The organism is Trinickia violacea, assembly GCF_005280735.1.
GTDB classification, from domain to species: Bacteria; Pseudomonadota; Gammaproteobacteria; order Burkholderiales; family Burkholderiaceae; genus Trinickia_A; species Trinickia_A violacea.
In genome coordinates, this window is record NZ_CP040077.1 from 4,433,032 (window position 1) to 4,455,005 (window position 21,974).

Sequence of the window (21,974 nt, forward strand, 5' to 3'; positions counted from 1 at the left end):
CCGAACTCGTTACTGTGCTCCGTTCCTATGTCAATCCGCCGAATGCAGGCGTTCGCTTGCCGGACACACCGCCGGTCTGACCGCAAAAAACTCAAAATAATTTATTAACCGACCGGTCGGTTGATTTATACTCCAGCAACGACAACTTCGGACGAGAGCGTTCCCCATGTATACGCAATCCCTCGACATCCCCGGCAACGTCGCCCCGCTCGACGCCGCCGCCGATTCGCCCGAACTGCAAGCCCGCTTCGACGCCGTGATGGAAGCCGACGGAAAAATCGAACCGCAGGACTGGATGCCCGACGCCTACCGCAAGACGCTCGTGCGCCAGATCTCGCAGCACGCGCATTCGGAGATCGTCGGCATGCTGCCGGAAGGCAACTGGATCACCCGCGCACCGAGCCTGAAGCGCAAGGCGATCCTGCTCGCGAAGGTGCAGGACGAAGCGGGCCACGGTCTCTATTTGTATAGCGCGGCCGAAACACTCGGCGTCTCGCGCGATCAACTGGTCGACGCGTTGCACTCGGGCAAGGCCAAGTATTCGAGCATCTTCAACTATCCGACGCCGACCTGGGCAGACGTCGGCGTGATCGGCTGGCTCGTCGACGGCGCCGCGATCATGAACCAGATCCCGCTGTGCCGCTGCACGTACGGCCCCTATGCGCGCGCGATGATCCGCGTCTGCAAGGAGGAATCGTTCCACCAGCGCCAAGGCTTCGACGCCCTGCTCGCGATGATGAGCGGCACCGACGCGCAGCGCGAATTGGTGCAGCAGGCGGTGGACCGCTGGTGGTGGCCGGTGCTGATGATGTTCGGGCCGAGCGACAAGGATTCGGTCCATAGCAACCAATCGGCGAAATGGGGCATCAAGCGCATCACGAACGACGACCTGCGTCAGAAGTTCGTCGATGCGACGGTCGAGCAGGCGAAGGTGCTCGGCGTCACGCTGCTGGACCCGGATCTCAAATGGAACGAAGCGCGCGGCCATTACGACTACGGCACGATCGACTGGGAAGAATTCTGGCGCGTCGTGAATGGTGACGGCCCGTGCAACAAAGAGCGCCTTGCCACGCGCGTGAAGGCACACGAAAACGGCGCCTGGGTCCGCGAAGCGGCCCTCGCGCACGCGGAAAAGCAGCGCCGCCGTGCGCATCAGGAAGCCGCTTAAATCAGAGGATTAGGAGAGTTTCGATGAACAAGGAATGGCCGATTTGGGAAGTGTTCGTGCGCAGCAAGCAAGGGCTCGACCACAAGCACTGCGGAAGCCTGCATGCCGCCGACGCCTCGATGGCGCTGCGCATGGCGCGCGACGTCTACACGCGCCGCCAGGAAGGCGTGAGCATCTGGGTGGTGCCGTCGTCGGCGATCACGGCGTCCGATCCGAACGAGAAGGCTGAGCTGTTCGAGCCGGCCGGCGACAAGATCTACCGCCATCCGACGTTCTATACGCTGCCCGACGAAGTCAACCACATGTAAGCGCGCCATGAACACGACGCCCCAACATCTCTCGTACGTGCTGCGCCTCGCGGACAACGCGCTGATCCTCGGACAGCGCAACGCCGAATGGTGCGGCCATGGCCCGGTTCTCGAAGAAGATATCGCGCTCACCAATATGAGCCTCGACCTGATCGGTCAGGCGCGCCTGCTGTACTCGCACGCGGCGGTGCTCGACCTGGCGCTCACCGGCGCGAACAAGACCGAAGACCACTACGCGTACTGGCGCGCCGAGCGCGAGTTCGCGAACTACACGTTCGCCGAGCTGCCGCACTACGGGCCGCTCAGCGGCACCGCGCGCGCCGAGAACGACTACGCGGTGACGATCGTACGCAACTTCCTCTACGCCGCGCTGATGGCGCACGTGTGGACGGCGCTCGAAGCGTCGAGCGATGCGCAATTGGCCGCGATCGCGTCGAAGTCGATCAAGGAAACGCGTTACCACCTGCATCACGCGCGCGAATGGCTGATCCGTTTCGGCGACGGCACCGATGAATCGCATCGCCGCGCGCAAGCAGCGCTCGACTACCTGATGCCCTACACGCGCGAATTCTTCGCGACCGATGCGGTCGAGGAAACCGTCGCCGCAGCGGGCATCGGCCCGAACATCGCCGACTTTGAAGCGGTGTGGCTCGAAGACGTGCGGGCCGCGCTCGAGGAAGCGACCCTCGCGCTGCCCGAGCCGGTCAAGCACATCACGACCGGCAAGCACGGCGAGCATTCCGAGCACATGGGCTACCTGCTCGCGACGATGCAGAGCATCGCCCGTCAGCATCCGGGCGCGACTTGGTAATCAGCGGGCTGACGACGCCCACGGCAAATGGAGTTTCAACGATGACATCGACCGCCCCTCTCGCTTCCGACGCCGTGCTCGAGCGTGCCTGGTCCGTGCTCGAATCGGTACCGGACCCCGAGATTCCGGTCGTCTCGATTCGCGAGCTGGGCATCTTGCGCAACGTCGGCCGCGCCACGGACGGCGTGCTCGAAGTCGTCATCACGCCGACGTACTCCGGCTGCCCGGCGATGTCGCAAATCGCCGAGGACGTCGCGCATGCGCTCGACGTCGCCGAGCTGGCGCCGTACCGGATCGAAACCGTGCTCGCCCCGGCGTGGACGACCGACTGGATGACGGAAGAAGCCAAAGACAAGCTCCGCGCCTACGGCATCGCACCGCCAACGGGCCAATGCGGCAGCGGCTCGAGCGCCGCCGCCGAAAAGGTCGTCCGCTTCGCGCCGCGCCCGATGGCGGCGCCCGCCTGCCCGCGCTGCGGCTCCGCGCACACCGAGCGTCTCGCGCAATTCGGCTCGACCGCCTGCAAGGCGCTCTACCGCTGCTTCGATTGCCGAGAACCCTTCGACTACTTCAAACCCTACTGAATATGGCGACCCCGCAATTCCATCCGCTGCGCATCCGCGAGGTGCGCCCCGAAACCGCCGACGCGGTGTCGGTCTCGTTCGAAATCCCCGTCGAGCTGCGCGAGCAATACCGCTTCACGCAAGGCCAGTTCGTCACGCTGAAGACCCACATCGACGGCGAGGAGACGCGCCGCTCGTATTCGATCTGCGTCGGCGTCACCGACTACGATCGCGACGGCGAGCTGCGCATCGGCATCAAGCGCGTGCGCGGCGGGCGCTTCTCGAACTTCGCGTTCGATACGCTCCAGCCCGGTCACACGATCGACGTGATGACGCCCGACGGCCGCTTCTTCACGCACCTGAACGCCGATCAGGGCAAGCAGTACGTCGCGTTCTCGGGCGGCTCGGGCATCACGCCGGTGCTCGCGATCATCAAAACGACGCTCGAAATCGAGCCGCGCAGCACGTTCACGCTGATCTACGGCAACCGCAGCGTCGACGCGATCATGTTCGCCGAAGAGCTCGAAGACCTGAAGAACCGCTTCATGAACCGCTTGGTGCTGTACCACGTGCTATCCGACGATGTGCAGGACGTCGAGCTTTTCAACGGCGTGCTCGATCAGCCGAAGTGCGCGGCATTCCTCGAAGAACTCATTCCCGCAGCCGCGATCGACGAAGCGTTCATCTGCGGCCCCGCGCCGATGATGGATGCGGCCGAAGCCGCGCTCAAGGCCGCCGGCCTCGCGCAAGAGAAAATCCATGTCGAGCGCTTCGGCACCCCGCTGCCGCAGGCAGGCGCACCGGTCGTCGAAATCACGGAAAGCACGCCGGCCGCGGATCTCGAAATCGTCCTCGACGGCAAGCGGCGCAAGCTGCGCCTGCCGTATGAAGGCGTGAGCCTGCTCGACGTCGGCCTGCGCGCCGGCCTCGCGCTGCCCTACGCGTGCAAGGGCGGCGTGTGCTGCACGTGCCGCGCGAAGGTGATCGAAGGCGAAGTGCGGATGGAGAAGAACTACACGCTCGAAGAGCAGGAAATCGCCGATGGTTTCGTACTGACGTGCCAGTGCCATCCGGTCAGCGACAAGGTCGTCGTGAGCTACGACGAGCGCTGAGCGTCGCGAGCGCTCCCTCGGCCGCCGGCTTTCACGGTCGCGCGATCGCTTAAAGGGGCCGCTCGCTGGCCGGACCAACGGGTCCGGCCAGCGAGCGGCCTCACCCGCTATCTCGATGAGCACAATCCACGTCATCCATGGCGACTCGGCCGCCGAAGCCTTGCGCATCGCCCTTCTGCAAGCAGGACGAAGCGACGAAGTCGTCGTGCTGCGCGACGATCTCGCCATCGGCCCGCTGCGCGGCGCCGACGATACGCCCGACGTTCGCAGGGCGTTCTGGGAACGCGTGTTCGACGACGATACGCGCATCGATTTCGCCCGCGAACTCGACGCCGAGGCCGCACGCATCGAACGGCTCGTCAGCACGGATGCGCCTGTCGTCATTTGGCACGCACAGAGCGCCGGCGACCAGTTGATGCTGCGTCGCGTCGCCTATCACCTGCGCAACGTGCCGCAGCGGATCAACGAAGTGCGTCTTTCGATCGACGATCTCGGCGCCGGCGCGCTGAAAACGGCGCGCTCCGACCGTGCGACCGCGGTCGGCATGTTCAGCTCCGAGATTCTGGGCGCGAAGCTCGCCGACGCCGCGCCGCTCTCCGTGCTGCGCATCGGCCGTCTCGCGCTCGAGTGGCAGGAGGTCAAGCAGGCGAATGCGGAAACCCGCCGCTGGCAGGACAACACGTTCAAAAGCGGCAGCTTCGCCGAACTCGACGCGATTCTCGTCGACCGCGCGAGCGCCACATGGCAGGTCGCCGCGCGCGTCGCCTCCGAACTGATGGTGGCGGACGTGGGTTTCCTCGTCAGCGACTCCGTCGCGCTCTGGCGTTGCCGCGAAGCCGCCGCAGCCGGGCGCATCGAGCTGCGCGGCGAGTTGCCGAACGCGTCGAACTGGCGCACGCTGGAACTGCGCGCAGCCGGCGACGCATGCCGCGCCGTCGCCCCCCAATAACAACAACGCAGCAACGATTCTGCGCCCTAAGTCATGGCCCGCACCCGAGCACCCGATCACGAATCCCAGCGCGAGCAAATCCTCGAACTCGCAGCGGCAAAGTTTGCACAAACCAGCTACCCGAGCACGTCGATGGCGGATCTCGCCGCGGCGAGCGGCACGTCGAAGGCGCGCCTCTATCACTATTACGAGAGCAAGGAAGCGATCCTCTTCGACCTGCTCGACCGCTACACGAAACGGCTGATGCTGATCATCGCCGAGGTCGAGGGCTCGAGCCAGCGGCGCGGGCTATCCGAACGCGAGACCTTCGCGGAGCTGGTGCGCGCCTTTCTAGCAGAATACGAGACTTCGCACAGCCGCCACGTCGCGCTTCTGAACGACGTCAAATATCTGGTCGAGACGCAGCGCGAGATCGTGCTCGATCGCCAGCGCGACATCGTCGCCGCGTTTGCCCGCCAGCTTGCCCGTGCCTATCCGGAGCGCGCGACGAAGGAAAACCAAACCGCGCTCACGATGATGGTGTTCGGCATGATCAACTGGACCTTCACCTGGCTCAAGCCGGGCGGACGGCTGGGGTATAGCGAGTTTGCCGAGCAAGTCGTGAGCGTTCTCGAGAATGGGCTGCTCGACAAGGGTTGATCTTGCACGGCAGCAATTGCCAGGTCGCGCCAGATCGACGGAGCAGCGTGTTGTGCAATTACACAACACACTCGTCATATTCATATAAAACAATAGCTTAGATCACATTTCCACAAAGTTTAGAAGCTACCCTCAACCGAGATACGGGTTTTCCCTAGGTCGCCAGCTCCGTTTTAGTTAAAATGCATATTGCGTTGCAGCAATGCCGCTGCATGACGAGCTTTGCATGGACCCCGAGTCAGTGCTCTGCATGTTGCCGAAGTCAGTGCCGATGCACTCACTCCGGCCGACAGCTCAAGCGCTAGCTCGCGCCGACATAGGAGAACCCATGAAGAAACTGCACCGTAACCGCACCACCGAGCCGATCGAGACCTCCGATCGTCCGTTGCAAGCTGCTGTTCGCGGGCCGGCTCTCGTCCGGGAACTGACGTCCAATGACCGTGAACGTCTGCTCACGCACTTTCTCGCGCTCGCTTCGGATGACCGTCTGCTGCGATTCGGCCAAATCGTGCCGGATCACGTCATCGAAAACTACGTCCGCACGATCGACTTCTCGCGCGATACCGTGTTCGGCGTCTTCAACCACGAATTGGAACTGGTGGGCGTCGGCCATCTGGCCTACTTGCCGGCCGAAGGCGACAAGCGCACGGCGGAATTCGGCGTCTCGGTGCTCGAAAGTTCGCGCGGCGCCGGCATCGGCACGAAGCTCTTCGAGCGCGCCGCGATCCGCAGCCGCAATACGCACGTCAGCCAGCTCTATATGCACTGCCTGTCGCGCAACTCGACGATGATGCACATCGCGAAGAAATCAGGCATGAAGATCGAATACGCGTACGGCGAAGCCGATGCCTACCTGACGCTGCCGCCCGCCGACCAAACCAGCATCATCGCGGAAATGCTGCAGGAGCAAGCCGCGGTGTTCGACTACGCGATCAAGCGCCAGATGCGGCGCACGACGCAGTTCATCGAATCGATGGTGCCGTCCGATATCGCCGTGTAATCGGCGGTTCTCGTTTCACTCGGACGCGGGCGGCTTCGGCCGCCCGTTTTCGTTGCTTCGTTGCGGCGGCCCGCTCACAGAATCGGCAGCGCCGTCGTCTCCTTGATGCGCTCCAGCGAAAAACTCGTCTTCACATCGATCACCGACGGATGGTGCAGCAACTGGTCCTGCACGAAGCGCGAAAAGTGAGCCATGTCCTCGACTTGTACGCGCAGCAGATAATCCATGTCGCCCGCCATCGCATGGCAGGCGACGACCTCCGGCCAGGTCTGCACCGACGCCTTGAACAGTTCCGCGTGCGTCGTACCCGCGCGCATCGCCGCTTCGCCGCGCTTCCCGGACAGGCTATCCGCGGGGCTGCCGCGCTTTTCGAGCCGCACGTTCACGTACGCGAGCAGGTCGAGCCCGAGCTTCTGCGCGTCGAGCAGCGCGACGTAGCCGCGAATCACCCCGCTCTCCTCGAGCCTCCGGATGCGCCGCAGGCAAGGGCTCGGCGACAAGTTCACCCGGTCGGCGATGTCCTGATTCGACAACCGTCCATTCTCCTGAAGGACCGCAAGAATTCGCCTGTCGACGGCGTCGAGTTCGATGGCAGCCATTTTCCGTCCTGAATCTCTTTAATAGAGGCAGTAAATTGCGCCATCGTAGTCACGGTCGATTAAGTTCGCAAGTTTCCGCCGCCCTCGCCGCTCTACACTTGCGTTTATTCAATACGGCTCGCGCCGGGCTAGTTAGGAGACGCAGATGCAAGTCCAAACCTGGGACAACCCCGTCGGCACCGACGGTTTCGAATTCATCGAATACACCGCGCCGGACCCGAAGGCGCTCGGCAAATTGTTCGAGCAAATGGGCTTCACCGCGATCGCGCGGCATCGCCACAAGGACGTGACGCTGTACCGCCAGGGCGGCATCAACTTCATCGTCAACGGCGAGCCGGATTCGTTCGCGCAACGTTTCACCCGCCTGCACGGCCCGTCGATCTGCGCGATTGCGTTTCGCGTGCAGGACGCCGCGAAGGCGTACAAGCACGCGCTCGAACTCGGCGCCTGGGGCTTCGACAACAAGACCGGCCCGATGGAGCTGAACATCCCCGCGATCAAGGGCATCGGCGATTCGCTGATCTACTTCGTCGACCGCTGGCGCGGCAAGAACGGCGCGCAACCGGGCAGCATCGGCGACATCGACATCTATGACGTCGACTTCGAGCCGATCCCCGGCGCGGACCAGAACCCGGCCGGCCACGGCCTCACCTATATCGACCACCTGACGCACAACGTCCATCGCGGCCGTATGCAGGAATGGGCCTCGTTCTACGAGCGGCTCTTCAATTTCCGCGAGATCCGCTACTTCGACATCGAAGGCAAGGTGACGGGCGTGAAGTCGAAGGCGATGACGTCGCCGTGCGGCAAGATCCGCATCCCGATCAACGAAGAAGGCTCGGAGACGGCCGGCCAGATTCAGGAATACCTCGACGCCTATCACGGCGAAGGCATCCAGCACATCGCGCTCGGCTCGAACGACATCTATCGCACCGTCGATGGCCTGCGCGCGTCGAACATCAAGCTGCTCGACACGATCGACACGTATTACGAGCTCGTCGACCGCCGCGTGCCCGATCACGGCGAACCGATCGACGAGCTGAAGAAGCGCAAGATCCTGATCGACGGCGCAAAGGAAGACCTGCTGCTGCAGATCTTCACCGAGAACCAGATCGGCCCGATCTTCTTCGAGATCATCCAGCGCAAGGGCAATCAGGGCTTCGGCGAAGGCAACTTCAAGGCGCTGTTCGAGTCGATCGAGCTCGATCAGATCCGGCGCGGCGTCGTGCAGGACAAGAGCTGATCAGCGGGGGCTTTGAGCGCGTCGCACGCGGACTGCGGCGACGCGCTGTTTGAAAACACAAGGACCGTAAGTAGAAAGGGCGAAGATCTCGCGATCTTCGCCCTTTTGCTTTTACGCGTGGCTCGCGCGTCAGAAGCGCGTGTCTTCGATCGTCAATTGGACCTGGTTCGTGTCCGCTGCAGCCTCGGCGGTCTGCGCCGAATGCGCGACCGCTGCCGCGAGCGTGTTGCCGCTCGTCGCCCGAACCGGCGCGCTCATCGCGAAGAACGCGGCGGAGACCATGAGGAAGGTCTGGATATTTCGAGTGTTCATAGAGACTCCTTTTTCTACACTGCAAAACTGCCTTTCGGCCGCGACGCACTTCACTGAGCCTCGCGGCGCTGCGCCTATGCGCAGATCAAGCAAGTGGGGAATTAGACAGAGGTTCTATGACCGGTTCCGCCCGTGCACGAGGTTTTACAGGACGTTACAGAACGCCTAATTCCGTTGCATCCCGCGCCGGCTGGCGTAATCGGCATGTCACAAACCCTGGCTAGCCGCGTCAGATAAGGCTTGATCGGCGTTCTGCGGCGGGTTTCCACCAGTGCTAGGATTTCCCAAAAACCGTCAACATGGCGGCCGCGGCCGGAGCGTTCACAAGACGCCCCAGGCCCAGAAGTTTTGGCGATCCCAGACTGGGTTGGAGGAGTACACATAATGAATGCCCCGCTAGACGCTGGTCAGCGAGCCTCGCTCGAAGCCGCGTTGTCTTCCGTCACGCTCGACGACAAATACACGCTCGAACGCGGCCGCGCGTACATGAGCGGCATCCAGGCGCTGGTCCGCCTGCCGATGCTGCAACAGGAACGCGACAAGGCCGCCGGGCTCAATACGGCTGGCTTCATTTCCGGCTACCGCGGATCTCCGCTCGGCGGGCTCGATCTTTCATTGTGGAAAGCGAAGAAGCACCTCGCTGGCCACCAAGTGGTGTTCCAACCCGGCATCAACGAAGACCTCGCCGCGACCGCGGTCTGGGGCTCGCAGCAAGTCAACCTCTACCCCGGGGCGAAGTACGACGGGGTGTTCTCGATGTGGTACGGCAAGGGCCCCGGCGTCGATCGCAGCATCGACGTCATCAAGCACGCCAACTCGGCCGGCACGTCGCGGCACGGCGGCGTCCTCGTGCTCGCCGGCGACGACCACGCCGCCAAGTCCTCCACGCTCGCGCACCAGTCCGAGCACGTCTTCAAGGCATCCGGCGTGCCGGTGCTGTTCCCGTCGAACGTGCAGGAATATCTCGACTTCGGTCTGCACGGCTGGGCGATGAGCCGCTACTCGGGCCTCTGGGTCGCGATGAAGTGCGTGACCGACGTGGTCGAATCGTCCGCCTCGGTCGATATCGATCCGCAACGCACGCAGATCGTGCTGCCCACCGATTTCACGATGCCCGACGGCGGCCTGAACATTCGCTGGCCCGATCCGCCGCTCGTGCAGGAAGCGCGTCTGCTCGACTACAAGTGGTACGCCGCGCTCGCTTATGTGCGCGCGAACCAGCTCGACCGCATCGAGATCGATTCACCCCATGCGCGCTTCGGCATCATCACCGGCGGCAAGGCGTATCTCGACGTGCGCCAGGCGCTCACGGACCTCGGTCTCGATGACGAAACGTGTTCGCGCATCGGCATTCGTCTCTACAAGGTCGGCTGCGTGTGGCCGCTCGAAGCGCAGGGCGCGCATGCGTTCGCGCGCGGTCTCGACGAGATTCTGGTGGTCGAGGAAAAGCGCCAGATTCTCGAATACGCGATCAAGGAAGAGCTGTACAACTGGCCGGACGGTCAGCGTCCGCGCGTGTTCGGCAAGTTCGACGAGAAGGACGGTGCAGGCGGCGAATGGTCGGTGCCGATGGGCAACTGGCTGTTGCCCGCGCACTATGAACTGTCGCCGGCGATCATCGCGAAGGCCATCGCGACGCGCCTCGACAAGTTCGACCTGCCGTCCGACGTGCGCGCGCGCATCGCAGCACGCATCGCCGTGATCGAAGCGAAGGAGAAGGCACTCGCCAAGCCGCGCGTCATCGAAGCCGAACGCAAGCCGTGGTTCTGCTCGGGTTGCCCGCACAACACGTCGACGAACGTGCCGGAAGGCTCGCGCGCGATGGCCGGCATCGGCTGCCACTACATGACCGTCTGGATGGACCGCAATACGAGCACGTTCAGCCAGATGGGCGGCGAAGGCGTCGCGTGGACCGGCCAGGCGCCGTTCACGACCGAAAAGCACGTGTTCGCGAACCTAGGCGACGGTACGTACTTCCACTCCGGGCTGCTTGCGATTCGCGCGTCGATCGCGTCGAAGGCGAACATCACCTACAAGATCCTCTATAACGACGCGGTCGCGATGACGGGCGGCCAGCCGGTCGACGGCGTGCTGACCGTGCCGCAAATCACGAATCAGCTCGCGGCCGAAGGCGCAACGAAGATCGTGATCGTCACCGACGAGCCGCAGAAGTACCAAGACACGACGCTGCTTGCGCCGGGCGTGAACATTCATCACCGCGACGAACTCGACACGGTGCAGCGCGAGCTGCGCGAGATCGCCGGCACGACCATCCTGGTCTACGACCAGACCTGCGCGACCGAAAAGCGCCGCCGCCGCAAGAAAGGCGAATTCCCTGACCCGGCGCGCCGCGTCGTCATCAACGAGGCGGTGTGCGAAGGCTGCGGCGATTGCTCAGTGCAGTCGAATTGCCTGTCGGTCGAGCCGCTCGAAACCGAGTTCGGCACGAAGCGGCAGATCAACCAGTCTTCGTGCAATAAGGACTTCTCGTGCCTGAAAGGCTTCTGCCCGAGCTTCGTGACGGTGGAAGGCGGACACTTGAAGAAGCCGAAGGCGGTCGGCGGCGACGTCGGTGAATTGCCCGAGATTCCCGAGCCAGACCTGCCCGCGATCGGCCGGCCGTATGGCGTGCTCGTGACGGGCGTCGGCGGCACCGGCGTCGTGACGATCGGCGCGCTGCTCGGCATGGCGGCGCACCTCGAGCAAAAGGGCGTCACCGTGCTCGACGTGACCGGCCTCGCGCAAAAGGGCGGCGCCGTGATGAGCCACGTGCAGATCGCGAACGCGCCGGCCGACATCCACGCGACCCGCATCGCGATGGGCGAAGCGAATCTCGTGATCGGCTGCGACGCGATCGTCACCGCGACCGACGAATGCACGTCGCGCATGAAGCATGGCCAGACGCGCGTGGTCATCAACAGCGCGAAGACGCCGACGGCCGAATTCATCAAGAACCCGAATTGGGCGTTCCCGCGCCTCTCCACCGAAGCCGACGTGCGCGCGGCAGCGGGCGACGACGTCGATCTCGTCGACGCGAACCATTTCGCTGTCGCACTGCTCGGCGACGCGATCTACACGAACCCGTTCGTGCTCGGCTACGCGTGGCAGCGCGGCTGGCTGCCGCTCACGCACGAGTCGCTCACGCGCGCGATCGAGCTGAACGCCGTGCAGGTCGAGAAAAACCTCGCGGCGTTCGAGTGGGGCCGCCGTGCCGCGCATGATCTGGCGAGCGTAAGGCGCGCCGCGTCGCCGGCCAGCACGGGTGTCGCCGCAAGCGATGCGACGAGCGCGACGGTGATCGCGTTGCATACGAAGAAGGCCGTCGATTCGCTGATCGCGAAACGCATCGAGCAGCTGACCGCCTATCAAAACGCGGCCTACGCGACGCGCTACGCGACGCTCGTCGAGCAAATGCGCGCGGCCGAGCACGCGCTCGACAGCGACGCCATGCACGAACCGCTCACGGAAGCCGTCGCGCGCAACTTGTACAAGCTGATGGCGTACAAGGACGAGTACGAAGTCGCGCGATTGCAGTCGGACCCGGCGTTCATCGAAAAGCTGAAGACGCAATTCGAGGGAGACTGGAAGCTCAACTTCTATCTCGCGCCGCCGGCCTTCGCGAAGAAGGACGCGCAAGGGCACCTGCTCAAGAAGCAATACGGCCCGTGGATGATGTCCGCGTTCCGCATCCTCGCGAAGATGAAGTTCCTGCGCGGCACCGCGTTCGACATTTTCGGCAGGACCGAGGAGCGCAAAACCGAGCGTGCGCTGATCGGCGAATACGAGGCGCTCGTGCGCGAGTTGATCGGTGGATTGAAGGCCGGCAAGCTCGCGCTCGCGATCGAGCTCGCAAGCCTGCCGGACGGGATTCGCGGTTACGGCCACGTCAAGGAGAACAACTTGCGTGCGGTTCGCGTGAAGTGGAACGATTTGCTCGCGCGCTGGCGCACACCGGGCGGCGGGGAGGCCCGGCACGCGGCATAAGCGACCCTCTGCGGCGCGATGGATCGGTTGGATGGGTAGGTAGGCAACCCATTCGATAACCGCTTGGCAACGAAAAAGGCGGCTGCCCTCACGGACAGCCGCCTTTTTCAGTCGCTTCGGCGCTTCTTAGAACTCGTAGCCAACCTGAGCGCGAACCCCGGCTTCGCCGGATTGCGTCATCGATAGCGCGCCGTTCACCAGCAGATTGCCACTGCGCGAACGGTACGTCGCGCCTGCCGCAATCGCGTTGTACCCCTTGTAGTTGGCAGCGCCTGCCGCGACCACCGTCTTGCCGGGACCGCTCGGCGTCATGTTCGGCATGGCCATCGCCGCGGCGATACCGCCGTATGCAGCTTTCGCGACCTGGTTGATGCTGTTGTTCATGTCGCTGCGCAGCGCGTTCAGTTGGCCCATGTTCGCAGCGTCGGTCGGCGCCTGGCCTTTGTCGACATTCGTGATGCGGCGCTCATTGCCTTGCGAACCGACCGAGACCGTCTTGTCTTCGCTGGCCACCGAACCCTGACCCAGCGCGACCGAGTTGGTCCCCGTTGCTGTCGCGTTTGCGCCCAGCGCGACCGAGGTAGTCCCCGTCGCCGTCGCGTTTTCGCCCAGCGCTGTCGAGTTGGCGCCGCTCGCCACCGAACCGCCGCCAATCGCAACCGATCCGCTGCCGCTCGCCGACGCAACAGTCGGGTTCGCCGCGTTGATCGAGACGTTCGAGATACCCGTCGTCTGAGTATTGGTCACCTTCTGATCCAGGTCCTGGAGCAACTGATGGGTCTCCCAAAGCTGACCGCCGTTGACGGCGTCGGTGCTGTTCTGGGAAACGTCGCCGCTCTTCACGTTCTTCAGGCTCACCGCGTCGGTGCCATTGCCCATCGTCACGCTGTCGTGGGCATCGGAGTCGTACTGGACGCTGTTCTTCGTCAAACCACCGCCACCATCGCCGCCGTTGATGATACTGATGGCATTGGTGTTCTGCGTAACCTGCTGGCTAAGCGCGTACAGCTGGGAGCCGTTGACAGCATCCGTGCTCGTCTCGCTGACGCTGCCCGCCGCCACGCCCGTGAGGGTGCGGGTGCCGGCGGTACCCAGGAAGCTCACCGTCGTGCCGCCAGTCAAGGCCGCCACGGTGATCGCTTTGGTGGCGTCGTCTTGCTGTACCAGGCCGACCTCGCCCGACGAGATCTGCTTTATCTGCTGTGACAGGTCACTGATGTTGGTGGTGTTCTGGTCTACGACGGATTTCACAGACGAAAGCTGACCGTAGTTCACCGCGTCATTGACGTTCGTGCCGTCGCTCACGTTCGTGAGCTTGCGCGTGATCGCTTTACCATCCGCGTCCTGACCCGCGGCGAAGCTCACCTCCGTGCCGCCCGCGCCCTTGCCTACCGTCAGGTTCATCGTACCCGCGTCTTGTTGCACCAAGCCCACCGAGCCGTTGTCGATCTTAGTGCTGAGGTCTTTGATATCACCGGTGTTCTTATCGACGACCGTCTTCACAGCCGAAACTTGCCCTACGTTGGCGGCATCAGTCGACTGCGTACCGGCGGCGACGTTGGTGATTTGGCGCTGCGCGTTCGAAGAGCCGACGGAAATTTCGCCGACAGACGTGCTGACCCTGGCGTTGGAATACGAAAGCGGATCGGCTACGCTGGTGATGCTCCCGCGAGTGGTCGTTGAACCGCTGCCCAGCGCGACGCTGTCAGCTTGAGTCGCTTGAGCGCCCGTACCGATTGCGTTCGCGCTTTCAGCATTAGCAGTTGCTAGATAGCCGATAGCGGTCGAGTTATGGCCCGATGCCGACGAATTGGCGCCAATCGCCTGCGCACCGTCATTGGTGGCACTTGCGCTTCTGCCAATAGCGAGCGGGCTGCCTTGACTCAAGACGTTTGTCACTGTCGCGCCATCCCCGATGGCGACCCCGCTCGACCCACTATTGCAAAAGTAGTTGTTCGAAGCGCTAGCCGTACATGTATCCGCTCGGGACTCGTCGGGGGCCAATACGCCGCCCAAACCCAAAATAAGCCCAAGCGCAACAACACCTTCACGCGTCACACTACGGCCCTTGCTCTGCCCATTGGCGATTTCTGAAACCGCGGTCCACGTGCCCGACGCCTTGTTAAGAATCAGGCGATATGCCTTGTTCATGGTCGTTTCTTTGCAATATTCGGAGGGGTTGAAATGAGAAGGCACGACACTTCCAACCGATCTCAATATGTCGATTCGGTGCTTAGCTGGAGGAACAGCGGGGAAATGGGACGAGCGTCGCCGAGCTAACTGTCTGCCGTGCTTTGAGACTAATTTACAGATGCCCGGCCAAACCGTGAATCGGACAAGTCCTAAAACACTGTTAAAAGCGAATCAAGGGATATGAAAAGACATGAAGCAGCTTTTCATACTATTTAAGGCAGCCATTCAACACATATAGACCTAATTACATCAGCGCCGTCTCATCTGGAAATGCAATCGGATTCACAAAGAAAAACGCCACGAAATTCTCATTTCGTGGCGTTCTATTTCCAGCAATCAGACGCTGCCGCCGCACAGCGGCGCGTCGATTTACATCAGCATCGACTCATCAACCGGCATGCACATTCGCCGCCGCGACAGCCGTCATATTGATGATGCGACGCACCGTCGCCGCCGGCGTAAGAATGTGCACCGGCTTAGCCGCGCCGAGCAGGATCGGCCCCACCGTCACGCCTTCGCCGCCGATCATCTTCAGCAGGTTGTAGGTGATATTCGCCGCCTCGACGTTCGGCATGATCAGCAGGTTCGCTTCGCCGTGCAGCGTCGTGCCCGGGAACGCCTGCTTGCGTACCACCTCCGACAGCGCTGCGTCGCCGTGCATTTCGCCGTCCACCTCGAGCTGCGGCGCGCGCGCCGCGATCAGCTCGCGCGCGTCGGCCATCCGCCGCGACGACGCCGACGGCGCGCTGCCGAAGTTCGAGTTCGACAGCAGCGCGATCTTCGGCACCATCCCGAACTTCTCGACTTCGCTCGCGGCCAGGATCGCCATGTCGGCGAGCTGCTCGGCGCTCGGCGTCTCGTTGACGTAGGTGTCGCAGATGAACAGGTTGCGGCCCGGCAACATCAAGAGGTTCATCGCCGCGAAGTGCTCGGCGTTCGACGCGCGGCCGAGCACCTGATCGATGAACTTCAGATGGCTGTGGTAGGTATCGATCAGGCCGCAGATCATGCCGTCCGCATCGCCCAGCTTCACCAGGATCGCGCCGATCAGCGTATTGAACTTGCGCATCGCGGCCTTCGCGACTTCAGGCGTCACGCCTTCGCGCGCACCCAGCTCCTGGTACGCCTGCCAGCACTTCTGATAGCGCGGATCGTCTTCCGGATTCACGATCTCGAAATCTTCGCCGCACTTGAGCTTCGAGCCCATCTTCTTCAGGCGCATCTCGACGACCGCCGGACGGCCGACGATGATCGGCTTCGCGATCTTCTCGGTCAGCACGAATTGCGCCGCGCGCAGCACGCGCTCGTCCTCGCCTTCCGCGAACACGATGCGCGCCGCCTTCTGCTTCGCCGACGCGAACACCGGACGCATCACCATGCCGGTACGGTAGACCGTCGCGCCGAGCTGCTCGCGGTACGCGTCCATGTCCTGAATCGGACGCGTGGCGACGCCCGAATCCATCGCGGCCTGCGCCACGGCCGGCGCAATCTTGATGATGAGGCGCGGATCGAACGGCTTCGGAATCAGGTACTCGGGGCCGAATTCGAGCGTGTGGCCTTCATACGCCTTCGCGACTTCGTCGCCCTGATCGGTTTCTTCCGCGAGTTCGGCGATCGCGCGCACACAGGCGAGCTTCATCTCTTCGGTGATCGTCGTCGCGCCGACGTCGAGCGCGCCGCGGAAGATGAACGGGAAGCACAGCACGTTGTTGACTTGGTTCGGATAGTCCGAACGGCCCGTCGCGATGATCGCGTCCGGGCGCACCTTCTTCGCTTCTTCCGGGCGAATTTCCGGTTCGGGGTTCGCAAGCGCGAGGATCAGCGGCTTGTCGGCCATTTCCTTGACCATCTCGGGCTTCAGCACGCCGGCACTCGAGCAGCCGAGGAACACGTCGGCCGATTTGATGGCGTCGGCGAGCGTGCGCGCGTCGGTGTTCACCGCGTAGCGCTCCTTCGACGGATCGAGGCCGCCGCGGCCTTCGTAGATCACGCCCTTCGAATCGGTGACGAGAATGTTCTTCTTCGTGAGGCCCAGGTTCACGAGCAGGTCCAAGCACGCGATCGCCGCCGCGCCCGCGCCCGAGCACACCAGCTTCACGCTCGCCAGATCCTTGCCGACCACTTTCAGGCCGTTCAGGATCGCCGCCGACGCGATGATCGCCGTACCGTGCTGATCGTCGTGGAAGACCGGAATCTTCATGCGCTCGCGCAGCTTCTTCTCGATGTAGAAGCACTCGGGCGCCTTGATGTCTTCGAGGTTGATGCCGCCGAGCGTGGGCTCGAGCATCGCGATCGCCTCGACGAGCTTGTCGGGATCGGATTCGGACAATTCGATATCGAAGACATCGATGCCCGCGAACTTCTTGAAGAGGCACCCCTTGCCTTCCATCACCGGCTTCGCTGCGAGCGGGCCGATGTTGCCGAGGCCGAGCACCGCGGTGCCGTTCGTGATCACGCCGACCAGGTTGCCGCGCGACGTGTACTTCTGCGCATCGAGCGGATCGGCGTGAATCGCCTCGCATGCCGCGGCCACCCCGGGCGAATACGCCAGCGACAGATCGAGCTGGTTCGACAGCGGCTTGGTGGGGGTCACCGAAATCTTGCCGGGTTTCGGATTCTGGTGATAGGCGAGAGCGCTTTGCTTCAGTTGTTCGTCCATGTTTTAGCCTGCGAGACGTTATGAATGGGGCCCAGCACTGCGCGACGAGCCGCGTTGGCGAGTTCCGGTTGGAGGGTCGGCGACGGCTCGCTTTTTCGCGCCGGTTGGGCGCGCTTTCGAACCTTGGCGGATGGCAAGACAGCGCAGTACGATTTTCGGGGGAGTTAGTGTACACCCCCTAATCGCAAAAACGTGCGGCACGGCGGGCGGCCCAGAGCCGCACCGGGCCGGCGTTCGCGATGCTGCGGCGCCGCATATTCGCTGCGGATACCGCGCAGCTTCTTGCTCGAACCCGCAGCATCGGCCAGCCCGAATACCGGCAACCGGGCGGCGCAAGGCATCTCAATTCGGGTAAAATGTCGGCCTACGCGCGCAGCAATCCGGCCGCTAGCCACACCAGCGCGGCCCACGCCTTGTCCCTTTCGTCGGCACGAGGCGCATTGATCAGCGCCATTCGGGCCACATGCCCGCCTCTCTTGCTCACACCCAAGGATTCGCCCCATGACAGGCATCGATCGCCAAACGATCTCCGACACGACCGCCAAAATGCTGCTCGAAGTGCAAGCGGTGCACTTCAACGCCGAAAAGCCGTACATCTTCACGTCCGGCTGGGCGAGCCCGGTCTACATCGATTGCCGCAAGCTGATTTCGTATCCGCGCGTGCGCCGCGGCCTCATGGAGATGGCGGAAACGACGATTCTGCGCGACGTCGGCTACGAGCAGATCGACGCCGTCGCGGGCGGCGAAACCGCCGGCATCCCGTTTGCCGCGTGGATCGCCGATCGCCTGATGGTGCCGATGCAATACGTGCGCAAGAAGCCGAAGGGTTTCGGCCGCAACGCCCAGATCGAAGGCAACTTGGAAGAAGGTTCGCGCGTGCTGCTCGTGGAAGACCTGACCACGGACAGCCGCAGCAAGATCAACTTCATCAACGCGCTGCGCACGGCGGGCGCGAAGGTGAACCACTGCTTCGTGCTGTTCCACTACAACATCTTCAAGGAAAGCGTCTCGGTACTGAAGGACATCGACGTCGACCTGCACGCGCTCGCCACGTGGTGGGACGTGCTGCGCGTCGCGAAGGCGTCGGGCTACTTCGACACGAAGACGCTCGACGAAGTCGAGAAGTTCCTGCACGCGCCGGCCGAATGGTCCGCGGCGCACGGCGGCGCCACGGCGGCACCTCAGTAAGACAGACTCCGGCCTTCGCCTGCTGCAGTGCTTAGCCGCCGCCGCGCGGCGACCATAAAAAAACCGCCTGTCATCGCGACAGGCGGTTTTTTCTTGCTTTGCGTTTTTCCGCGCGTGCGGACCAGCTTCACGCGCGATGGTTTATTCCGGCGCCGTTTGCCTTTCCCGCCCACCGGACGACAAATTCATCAGCCCGTTGCCTTGCGCGTACTGGAGGAGTTCCGAATCGCGCTCCAAGCCGAGCTTGCGCATCGCCATATTCTTCTGCGTACTGATCGTCTTGATGCTGCGGTTCAGCTGCGTCGAAATTTCCTTAACCGTCATACCGGATACGAAAAGTCTCACCACTTCGAGTTCGCGGCGCGAGAGGATCACTTCATCGGTCTTGCCGCCGGCATTCATGCGCAGCGTAGCGAGCGACGCCCGCACTGACGGGCTCGCGTACGGCAGGTCGCGCATCACATGGCGAACCGCGAGACCGATATGGGCGAGGTCGTCCGACTTGTTGACGACCGCGATCACGCCGATCTCGCCAAGCCGCTTGAGCAGCGCCGCATTCTCGAGCATCGTCAGCACGACGATCCGCAGGCCGCTGAAGTGCCGCAGGATGTAGCTGATGAGCGGCAAGCCATCGCCATACTGGCCGCCCGGCATGGCGAGATCCGTCACCAGCACGTCGGCCGGCACCGTCTGCAGCACCTTGATGAGCTCGGTCGATTGACCTGCCCGCGCCACCACCTCGACATCCGGGAATTTCATCAGCGCCTGCTCGGCCCCGAGCAAAATCACCGGATGGTCGTCAGCCACGACGACTTTCATGCGGTGTTGCATCGGCTTTCGCCCGGATATTTCGCTTTCCGATAATTCGTTCATGCAAACCGTTATTTATTTGTTTGTGACGCCGCCCGGCCTAGCCGGGCTGCCCGCATCCGTAACAGCGCCCCGAAATGACTGAAACGCCGAACCCTCAGCATTTCGTTGCGGCAATTGCAATAACCGCTGCGCATCCCTAATGTTAGACTTGGTTTCATGTCCGGGCACATTTTTGGGACACTAATCGTTCAAAGAAGCCACGAAGCCTCGCCCCTGAGAGGAGAATCGACTCATGCGCAAGCATTGTCTGGTCGTTTCGGTCGCTTCGCCTTACCCTCGCCTGCCGTATTTGGCGCTGATGTCCCTGAGCGCCGCCATCATAATCGCCAATGGCCCTCGCGCGCTCGCGGAAGGTGCCTTTGCCGTGACCAGTGCCGACCTTCGGTCAGGCGGCACCATGCCGGACGCGCAAGTCTTCGATGAGGGCGACTGCAAGGGCGGCAACCGGTCGCCTCAGTTGTCATGGCGCGACGCGCCGGCCGGCACCCGCAGTTTCGCAGTGACGATGTTCGATCCCGACTCCCCGGGTCCCGGCTGGTGGCACTGGGCGGTGGCCGGCATTCCGCCCGGCGTTCACCAGTTGCCGGCCAACGCCAGCGCGTCGGGCTACCTGAAAAAACTCGGCGCCGTCGAAGCGCGCAACGATTTCGACGCCGATGGCTACGGCGGCCCCTGCCCGCCGCCCGGCAAGCCACACCGCTACGTCATCACCGTCTACGCGCTCGATACGACCGATCTGCGGCTCGCGACGGGCCGCCCCGCGCTGATGTTCGATCATGAGATCGGCACGGCGACACTGGGTTCGGCACGGCTTGTCGTCACCTATGGACGCTGACGGATTGGTCCGGCCGCACGTTGATTGAGTGCCGCCGCGGCGCTCAATCAACGTGCGCGATACGGTTGCGATTCGGTGTCGAACGACGAGCAACGGCCGCTGAACTGCCGGCATTTGTGTCACATCTGCGTCATTTGCGCGGCGCAACGTGTTTTTTGCCCCTGCATGCGCACACGCGCCGCCATCCGGTCTTAAAATCACGGATTCGCGGACCGCGTGCAGCCGATGCGCGTCCACCAGTTGAACTCAGTCAGTCAAGCGAGATTCGAGATGAGCACCAAGGTTTTTGTCGACGGACAGGAAGGGACCACCGGCCTGAAGATTTTCGAGTACCTGTCGCAGCGTGACGACGTGGAAATTCTGCGCATCGAGGAAGCGAAGCGCAAGGACATCGACGAGCGCCGCCGTCTCATCAACGCTTCGGACGTGACGTTCCTGTGCCTGCCGGATGTCGCTTCGCGCGAATCAGCCTCGCTCGTCGAGAACGACAAGACCGTGCTCATCGACGCGAGCACCGCGTTTCGCACCGCCGCCGACTGGGCCTATGGCCTGCCGGAACTCGCCCGCGCGCAGCGCGAGCGCCTGCGCACCGCCAAGCGCATCGCCGTGCCGGGCTGCCACGCATCGGCCTTCGTACTCGCGATGCGGCCGCTCGTCGAAGCCGGCGTGGTCTCGCCGGACTTCGCCGCGCACAGCTATTCGATCACCGGCTACAGCGGCGGCGGCAAGAAAATGATTGCGGACTACGAAGCAGGCGGGAACGCCAAGCTCGATAGCCCGCGTCCGTATGCGCTCGCGCTCACGCACAAGCACCTGCCGGAGATGGCCGCGCATACCGGCCTCAAGAACGCGCCGGTGTTCACGCCGATCGTGGGCAACTTCTACAAGGGCCTCTCGGTCACGACCTACTTCTCGCCGAAGGATCTCGCGAAGCGCGTGAGCCCGCAGGACGTGCAAGCGCTCTTCGCCGAATACTATGCGGGCGAAGCATTCGTGCGCGTCGCGCCATTCGATGCCGAAGAGAACCTCGACGCCGGCTTCCTCGACGTCCAGGCGAACAACGACACCAACCGCGTCGACCTGTTCGTGTTCGGCAATCAAGAGCGCTTCGTGACCGTCGCGCGGCTCGACAACCTCGGCAAAGGCGCATCGGGCGCCGCGATCCAGTGCATGAACTTGAGCATCGGCGCGGCGGAAGACGCCGGCTTGAAGCGCTGACGCGAAGCGCGCTGCCGCTCCCCATGCAAAGCCGGCTCATCGAGCCGGCTTTTTATTTCGACCAGCTTTAATCCCGGGTTAAGTTAAAAATAATCAAATCGATAGATCATACGAATTCAATCCGATAACAATTAGATACATTTTAAAATAACAATTTGATACAAATCGGCAATTCATCCCTCGTTCGCCGAAGCCAATTTCAAGCATAAATTTCCGCCTAGGGATTGTCCCGATTCAGCGACGAACGGGCGTTCTAATATGCTCGTCCGTTTTTCCAAAAGTCTTGCGCGACAAGGCTTGGCCGATCAGCAACGGTTCCG

At 62.9% G+C, this 21,974-nt stretch carries 18 protein-coding genes; 13 read left to right on the forward strand and 5 right to left on the reverse strand.

Annotated elements, in window-relative coordinates; genetic code table 11:
* Positions 1-166: 166 nt before the first annotated feature.
* The 8 genes from paaA (at position 167) to FAZ95_RS20375 (ending at position 6,550) form a co-directional block, all read left to right on the forward strand.
* The gene (gene paaA / locus FAZ95_RS20340; RefSeq protein ID WP_137334077.1) at positions 167-1,168 is read left to right on the forward strand and encodes a 1,2-phenylacetyl-CoA epoxidase subunit PaaA; all 1,002 of its coding nucleotides are present in this window, start codon (positions 167-169) and stop codon (positions 1,166-1,168) included.
* A 23-nt stretch (positions 1,169-1,191) separates the two neighbouring features.
* Positions 1,192-1,476, forward strand: coding sequence for a 1,2-phenylacetyl-CoA epoxidase subunit PaaB (gene paaB / locus FAZ95_RS20345; RefSeq protein WP_010092957.1), 285 nt, complete (start codon positions 1,192-1,194; stop codon positions 1,474-1,476).
* Between the two features lie 7 nt (positions 1,477-1,483).
* Complete coding sequence (gene paaC, locus FAZ95_RS20350) at positions 1,484-2,287, forward strand: 1,2-phenylacetyl-CoA epoxidase subunit PaaC (RefSeq protein WP_137334078.1); 804 nt, start codon at positions 1,484-1,486, stop codon at positions 2,285-2,287.
* A 41-nt stretch (positions 2,288-2,328) separates the two neighbouring features.
* Positions 2,329-2,871 carry a 1,2-phenylacetyl-CoA epoxidase subunit PaaD gene (paaD, locus tag FAZ95_RS20355; RefSeq protein ID WP_137334079.1) on the forward strand — a complete coding sequence of 181 codons (543 nt, stop codon included), beginning with the start codon at positions 2,329-2,331 and terminating at the stop codon, positions 2,869-2,871.
* A 2-nt stretch (positions 2,872-2,873) separates the two neighbouring features.
* Positions 2,874-3,962, forward strand: coding sequence for a 1,2-phenylacetyl-CoA epoxidase subunit PaaE (gene paaE / locus FAZ95_RS20360; RefSeq protein ID WP_137334080.1), 1,089 nt, complete (start codon positions 2,874-2,876; stop codon positions 3,960-3,962).
* A gap of 115 nt (positions 3,963-4,077) precedes the next feature.
* Positions 4,078-4,911 (forward strand): DUF1835 domain-containing protein, encoded by an 834-nt coding sequence (locus FAZ95_RS20365; protein WP_137334081.1) that lies wholly within the window; start codon positions 4,078-4,080, stop codon positions 4,909-4,911.
* 33 nt (positions 4,912-4,944) lie between these two features.
* The gene (locus FAZ95_RS20370; RefSeq protein WP_137334082.1) at positions 4,945-5,550 is read left to right on the forward strand and encodes a TetR/AcrR family transcriptional regulator; all 606 of its coding nucleotides are present in this window, start codon (positions 4,945-4,947) and stop codon (positions 5,548-5,550) included.
* A gap of 328 nt (positions 5,551-5,878) precedes the next feature.
* Positions 5,879-6,550, forward strand: coding sequence for a GNAT family N-acetyltransferase (locus FAZ95_RS20375; RefSeq protein ID WP_137334083.1), 672 nt, complete (start codon positions 5,879-5,881; stop codon positions 6,548-6,550).
* 74 nt (positions 6,551-6,624) lie between these two features.
* Here the strand turns inward: FAZ95_RS20375 and FAZ95_RS20380 are convergent, their stop codons facing one another.
* Positions 6,625-7,149, reverse strand: coding sequence for an Lrp/AsnC family transcriptional regulator (locus FAZ95_RS20380; protein WP_137334084.1), 525 nt, complete (start codon positions 7,147-7,149; stop codon positions 6,625-6,627).
* A gap of 145 nt (positions 7,150-7,294) precedes the next feature.
* Between FAZ95_RS20380 and hppD the strand changes: the two genes are divergently transcribed.
* Positions 7,295-8,392, forward strand: a complete 1,098-nt coding sequence (gene hppD / locus FAZ95_RS20385) for a 4-hydroxyphenylpyruvate dioxygenase (protein WP_137334085.1) — start codon at positions 7,295-7,297, stop codon at positions 8,390-8,392.
* 129 nt (positions 8,393-8,521) lie between these two features.
* On the opposite strand, the gene FAZ95_RS20390 is transcribed toward hppD, so the two are convergent.
* Entirely contained in the window at positions 8,522-8,704 is a 183-nt protein-coding gene (locus FAZ95_RS20390) for a hypothetical protein (RefSeq protein WP_137334086.1), read from the reverse strand.
* Between the two features lie 384 nt (positions 8,705-9,088).
* Between FAZ95_RS20390 and FAZ95_RS20395 the strand changes: the two genes are divergently transcribed.
* The gene (locus FAZ95_RS20395; protein WP_137334087.1) at positions 9,089-12,688 is read left to right on the forward strand and encodes an indolepyruvate ferredoxin oxidoreductase family protein; all 3,600 of its coding nucleotides are present in this window, start codon (positions 9,089-9,091) and stop codon (positions 12,686-12,688) included.
* A gap of 126 nt (positions 12,689-12,814) precedes the next feature.
* Here FAZ95_RS20395 and FAZ95_RS20400 read toward each other — a convergent pair whose 3' ends face one another.
* Both FAZ95_RS20400 and FAZ95_RS20405 read right to left on the reverse strand, forming a co-directional pair.
* Positions 12,815-14,839 (reverse strand): YadA family autotransporter adhesin, encoded by a 2,025-nt coding sequence (locus tag FAZ95_RS20400; RefSeq protein WP_137334088.1) that lies wholly within the window; start codon positions 14,837-14,839, stop codon positions 12,815-12,817.
* Between the two features lie 430 nt (positions 14,840-15,269).
* Positions 15,270-17,540, reverse strand: coding sequence for an NADP-dependent malic enzyme (locus FAZ95_RS20405; RefSeq protein WP_137334089.1), 2,271 nt, complete (start codon positions 17,538-17,540; stop codon positions 15,270-15,272).
* Between the two features lie 501 nt (positions 17,541-18,041).
* Here FAZ95_RS20405 and FAZ95_RS20410 point away from each other — a divergent pair.
* A complete protein-coding gene (locus FAZ95_RS20410; RefSeq protein ID WP_137334090.1) occupies positions 18,042-18,728 on the forward strand; it encodes an orotate phosphoribosyltransferase in 687 nt (228 codons plus the stop codon).
* A 141-nt stretch (positions 18,729-18,869) separates the two neighbouring features.
* On the opposite strand, the gene FAZ95_RS20415 is transcribed toward FAZ95_RS20410, so the two are convergent.
* Positions 18,870-19,559, reverse strand: coding sequence for a response regulator (locus tag FAZ95_RS20415; protein WP_137334091.1), 690 nt, complete (start codon positions 19,557-19,559; stop codon positions 18,870-18,872).
* 274 nt (positions 19,560-19,833) lie between these two features.
* Here FAZ95_RS20415 and FAZ95_RS20420 point away from each other — a divergent pair, with 274 nt between their 5' ends.
* Positions 19,834-20,436, forward strand: a complete 603-nt coding sequence (locus FAZ95_RS20420) for a YbhB/YbcL family Raf kinase inhibitor-like protein (protein ID WP_137334092.1) — start codon at positions 19,834-19,836, stop codon at positions 20,434-20,436.
* Between the two features lie 270 nt (positions 20,437-20,706).
* Entirely contained in the window at positions 20,707-21,654 is a 948-nt protein-coding gene (gene argC / locus FAZ95_RS20425; protein WP_137334093.1) for an N-acetyl-gamma-glutamyl-phosphate reductase, read from the forward strand.
* Positions 21,655-21,974 lie beyond the last annotated feature (320 nt).